The sequence below is a fragment of the Lentilactobacillus sp. genome, assembly GCF_040773105.1.
In the GTDB taxonomy this organism is placed as follows: Bacteria; Bacillota; Bacilli; order Lactobacillales; family Lactobacillaceae; genus Lentilactobacillus; species Lentilactobacillus parabuchneri.
In genome coordinates, this window is the sequence record NZ_JAXGWW010000146.1 from 1 (window position 1) to 5,137 (window position 5,137).

4 protein-coding genes and 1 pseudogene are annotated in these 5,137 nt (G+C 43.8%); 3 read left to right on the plus strand and 2 right to left on the minus strand.

Features of this window, described 5'->3' with window-relative positions; translation table 11 throughout:
* Window positions 1-217: 217 nt before the first annotated feature.
* Window positions 218-616 carry a type II toxin-antitoxin system HicB family antitoxin gene (locus tag AB3112_RS07980; protein ID WP_084974354.1) on the minus strand — a complete coding sequence of 133 codons (399 nt, stop codon included), beginning with the start codon at window positions 614-616 and terminating at the stop codon, window positions 218-220.
* A gap of 35 nt (window positions 617-651) precedes the next feature.
* Window positions 652-834 carry a type II toxin-antitoxin system HicA family toxin gene (locus tag AB3112_RS07985; RefSeq protein ID WP_084974356.1) on the minus strand — a complete coding sequence of 61 codons (183 nt, stop codon included), beginning with the start codon at window positions 832-834 and terminating at the stop codon, window positions 652-654.
* 172 nt (window positions 835-1,006) lie between these two features.
* Between AB3112_RS07985 and AB3112_RS07990 the strand changes: the two genes are divergently transcribed.
* The 3 genes and pseudogenes from AB3112_RS07990 to AB3112_RS08000 all read left to right on the plus strand — a co-directional run.
* The gene (locus AB3112_RS07990) at window positions 1,007-1,861 is read left to right on the plus strand and encodes a metallophosphoesterase (RefSeq protein ID WP_367334248.1); all 855 of its coding nucleotides are present in this window, start codon (window positions 1,007-1,009) and stop codon (window positions 1,859-1,861) included.
* 429 nt (window positions 1,862-2,290) lie between these two features.
* Window positions 2,291-4,690, plus strand: a complete 2,400-nt coding sequence (locus tag AB3112_RS07995) for a phosphoketolase family protein (RefSeq protein ID WP_367334249.1) — start codon at window positions 2,291-2,293, stop codon at window positions 4,688-4,690.
* Between the two features lie 121 nt (window positions 4,691-4,811).
* Window positions 4,812-5,137, plus strand: a pseudogene (locus tag AB3112_RS08000) (hypothetical protein); the annotation flags it as partial.

Sequence of the window (5,137 nt, forward strand, 5' to 3'; positions counted from 1 at the left end):
CCAAAAGGAATAAATTGTAGTGAGTTCGTCTATGGTAAGATGAGTATAGGTCATTTGTGATCAGCCTTTCTTTTGATTTCAACACTCAAAAGTCTATCACAAATGGCTTTTTAAATTTCTAACTTAATTTTACAAACAGGGATATTAAAATAAAACGAAACCGGAAAGCCTCGATGACCTTTGGCTTTCCGGTTTTAAATTTGAATAATCATAAAGGTTATAAAATATTGAGCTTGCGCTTTAAGGCATCCGTGAGTGTGGCAGAGAAATTGATGCTTTTTTGCTTGCCTAAATCATTTAAATATTTTGGAATTGTTAACGTCTTTTTGATACTTACATTGTCTTCACGTTCCCGTGCCAACGTTGTGTCGACCTCGATAGGAATGATCAGCTGGCTTGTATCATGCGTTAATGATTCTGGACTTGAAGCCTTAGGCAGCTTCTCGTGTAAATCCTCAACAACTAATAAGTAGCCTTCCAAGGCATCATGAGCCATATGAAGGGCATCTGACATCGTTGTTCCATATGTTGCTGCGTGGGGGGCTAAGTCAGGGAATGTAACTTCAATTTTGTCATCTGATTGCTTTTTGAATAAAGCATAATACAAATATTTCATTGGTGATAACCTCCATTGATTTGTTAAACGCACGGTTATTTGAGCCCCGCTTGTTTTAGAATGCTATTGTACGTTCCTTTTGGAATATCTTTACGAGGATGTGGCACAGTTACAATCCCAAGCTTTTGAGGGCGTTTAAAATGCCAATGGTCCCCATGGATTCTAACTTTGTACCAACCATCATGTTTTAACATCTGGATGATGGTTCTGGAGTCCATCCACCATACCTCCTTGGTGTGTTTTAAATATAGCACGTATAAAAATACGTATCAATCAAGTTGATTTTTGCACGCTATATATTAATTACGACTTTTCAAAGATCTTTATTTTTTGAAACAACTAATTTCAAAGCGCGTTAAGATATAGAAAAGTGACCACCAGGAGGTAATCATGCGGATTGGATTTGTATCAGACTTACATATCGATTTTAACCGTCAGTATGACTTTACGGCGGTTCTTGAGCAGTTGGTTTATGACAAGCACTTGGATGAACTTGTTTTAATGGGCGATTCCGCCAACGGGCTGCAGCGAAACTTGGCATTTTATGACCGGCTCGCTGCGGCTTTGTCAGTCCCTTTTCGGACGCTGATTGGTAATCACGACCTTTACGTGGATCATCCCCGCGAAAAATCAGTCGCCGAAATTCAACAAACTTCTCGCGCAACTTATGCGAAGCTGGATCAGTTGCCGACATCCCTGACCCGGCATCCGATTGAAACGGCTCACTGGTTCATTACGGGCATTAACGGCTGGTATGATTACACCTTTGCCAATCATTTCTCTGAAGACAAGGGGCCACGGTATGCCGACAATGTGATTGCCAAACACGTTTGGCCCGATCAGATGTATATCAACGGCAATCAAATCAGTTATCGCCGTGATCGCAACTGGGTAACCAGGCAAATTTTTTCCTGGCAGCATCAGATCAATCAGTTGGACCTGACGAACAAGCAGCTGCTCGTTGTCAGTCACATGCTACCAACCAAGAAGCTGACCCGACAGATGCCGATTCCACTGTACGATCGCTTTTTGTATCAGCTGGGAAGTGACCGCTATCGACAGGTGTTTGAGCAAAATCACGTTAAATTGTCATTAAGCGGGCATTCCCATATGCCAAATAACGTGGTCGAAAACGGCATCCGTTACCGGAATCTGTCACTGGGATATGACTTTCAGTGGCAAAATCCGGGTGATGCCTTGGGCGAACTCGAGCGGGTGATGTATGTCTTGGAGGATGAATCATGAAACGATTGGAAACGTGGCTATGTGATTTAGCGTATTTTTTAGCCAAGTACCTGCATTTTCGGAGGTATAAGCATTATTAGTGTGGCTTATACGGCCGGAAGCTGTTTGTTAGTCCACAATTCGGCCAGGTAAGTTAGAAGTATAAGGAGAAACGAGGGGCTGTGACAAAACTAATATTTTGCCAACAGCCCCTTTGAATTTGTAATGTTATGTAGCGGAAAAATGTGCGCCAAAAGTTAGACATATCAAGATAATAACTATAGAAGAACTCTTTAATATAAATTTTATCTATATTAAAATAAATTTTCTAAATGCTTAAATCATTGAAATACCAACTAGTTAGGCATACAATATGGTTGTAATTTAAATTTGGACCGGTCCAATAATTAAATTGGTGTTTGCTTACTGAAAACTCAGGAGGTTATGAATATGACGAACTTCGATTCCGATGAATATCTGCAAAAGGTCAACATGTACTGGAACACCGCCAACTACTTATCCGTGGGACAACTATTCCTGCGGGACAATCCGTTACTCAAACGTGATTTGGTTGCCGACGACGTGAAGGTTAAGCCAATCGGCCACTGGGGTACGATTGCTTCACAAAACTTTATGTATGCCCATTTAAACCGGGTCATCAAGAAGTACAACCTGAACATGTTCTACATTGAAGGTTCCGGCCACGGTGGTCAAGTCATGGTATCCAACTCATACATTGACGGCAGCTACAGTGAAATTTATCCAAAGATTGCCCAAAATGAGACCGGACTTCAACGCCTTTTCAAACAATTTTCATTCCCAGGCGGCGTTGCTTCCCATGCCGCTCCAGAGACTCCTGGTTCAATGCATGAAGGTGGCGAGTTGGGGTACTCGATCGCGCATGGAACCGGCGCTATTTTAGACAACCCCGATGTGATTGCCGCAGTTGAAATTGGGGATGGTGAAGCCGAAACAGGTCCCTTGGCTGCGTCATGGTTCTCAAATAAATTCATCAATCCAATTCACGATGGGGCCATTTTGCCAATGCTGAATTTGAACGGTTTCAAGATCTCAAACCCAACCATCTTGTCTCGGATGAGTGATGCGGACTTGACGAACTACTTTGAAGGGATGGGCTGGAAGCCTTACTTTGTCGAAACCAACGGCGAACCTGACGACTATTCCCGAGTTCACCATGAAATGGCCAAAACGATGGACGCGATCGTAACCGAAATCAAGCAGATTCAAAAACATGCCCGTGATAATAACGATGACACCCTGCCGCAATGGCCAATGTTGGTACTGCGTTCGCCAAAGGGCTGGACGGGTCCGAAATTTGATTTCGACGGCAACCCAATTGCCGGCTCATTCCGTGCTCACCAGGTACCAATTCCTGTCAGTGCCGGCCATATGGACCACAAAGACTTATTGATTAATTGGTTGAAGTCATATCAACCAGAAAAACTGTTTAATCCTAATGGATCAATTAAAGCCGAAATCAAATCAATGGCACCAGAGGGCAATCAACGAATGGCGATGAACCCAATCGTAAATGGTGGGATTAACCCGAAGAAATTGGATATGCCGGATCCAAAGGACTTTGCCTTAAAGATTGACAAGCCTGGTAATAGAGAAGCTCAAGATACCGAAATTTTGTCGAACTTCTATACTGAAATCATGAAGCGCAATGCCAACTCATTTAGAGCTTTTGGCCCCGATGAAACCAAATCCAACAAGTTTTTCTCAATGTTGGATTACGGCAAACGCCAGTGGGAAGAACCCATTAAAAGTCCAAATGATGAAAATATGGCTCCAGTTGGCCGTGTGATTGACTCACAGCTTTCTGAACACCAGGCAGAAGGCTGGCTTGAAGGATACGTCTTAAGTGGCCGCCACGGGTTCTTTGCCTCATACGAAGCATTTACCCGGGTGATTGATTCAATGCTCACACAGCATTATAAATGGCTGAGAAAGGCATCTGAACAGTCATGGCGTCATGACTACCCGTCATTGAACATTATGAACGTTTCCCACGCTTTCCAACAGGACCATAACGGCTACACGCACCAGGATCCAGGGATGCTTGGACATCTGGCAGAAAAGGGTCACGAACTTGTGAATGAATACGTCCCAGCAGACTCCAATTCATTATTGGCAGTGATGAATACCGCGCTTCAAACACGCGAGAAAATCAACTTGATTGTCGCTTCCAAACACCCACGGCCACAATGGTTCTCAATGGATGAAGCCACTTCTTTGGTGAACAAGGGCTTAGGCATTATTCCTTGGGCGTCAAATGACGAGGGTGACCCGGACGTGATCTTTGCGACTGCCGGTACCGAAGCGACGATGGAAAGCTTGGCCGCAATCGACCTGCTTCACGAAGCCTTTCCCAAGCTGAAGGTACGATTTATCAACGTCATTGATATTCTGCGCTTGCGCCCAAGTAATGAAGACCAAGACAGCCGCGGGTTGACCCAAGCGGAATTCGACCGTTATTTCACGACCGACAAGCCGGTAATCTTTGCCTTCCATGGCTTTGAAAACACCTTCCGTGGGCTGGTTTATAACCGTCATAATCACAACATCAGCTTCCACGGTTACCGCGAAAATGGGGATATCACAACACCATTTGATATGCGGGTTCTAAACGAACTGGACCGTTATCACTTAGCAAAAGACGCGATTTCCAGAACCTCATTTGCGGATCAAGCCGATGACTTTGAAGCCAAAATGGACGCGATGCTCCAAAAGCACCACGATTACATTCGTCAATACGGCACTGATATTCCAGAAGTTCAAAACTGGAAGTGGTCAGGCAATTTAACCAACAAACTTACAACTGAATAAGCACCATTCTTCTTCGATTGAAAATAAGTTCATGACGCCTTAAAAATGAGGAGTGATGGGCTTTTTTTCGTGGATTAATGATATGATGGGTTAAATAATAATATCTGAAGGGGTAAACAACATGAAGCTTGACGTTGAAATCAATCAGAAAACAACGACCATTCACCTGCCGAATCAGCAAGGGGTAATCGTGATTGGAAATGAGCCTGATAAGTCTGGACACGGTGTTCAATTGTTTTTAAAAGCCGGTCAATTAGCTGCGGTGTCTACAGAAGCCAGTCAAATTGCCCATGACCAGGTCATCACAATCAAGCCTGACTGGGACTTGGAGGCTGATTACTTGGCTAAAAGCTTAACCGAGTATGCGGTGGCAAACGGCTTACTGAAGGTTGAAGCACCCACAATTAAAATTCCGACCAACCAGCGAGCGACTGTTGAGGATTTCCG

Excerpts from the sequence above, each read along its gene's own strand:
- AB3112_RS07980 (WP_084974354.1), bottom strand. The coding sequence starts at position 616 with ATGAAATATTTGTATTATGCTTTATTCAAAAAGCAATCAGATGACAAA.
- AB3112_RS07990 (WP_367334248.1), top strand. The coding sequence starts at position 1,007 with ATGCGGATTGGATTTGTATCAGACTTACATATCGATTTTAACCGTCAG.
- AB3112_RS07985 (WP_084974356.1), bottom strand. The coding sequence starts at position 834 with ATGGACTCCAGAACCATCATCCAGATGTTAAAACATGATGGTTGGTAC.
- AB3112_RS07995 (WP_367334249.1), top strand. The coding sequence starts at position 2,291 with ATGACGAACTTCGATTCCGATGAATATCTGCAAAAGGTCAACATGTAC.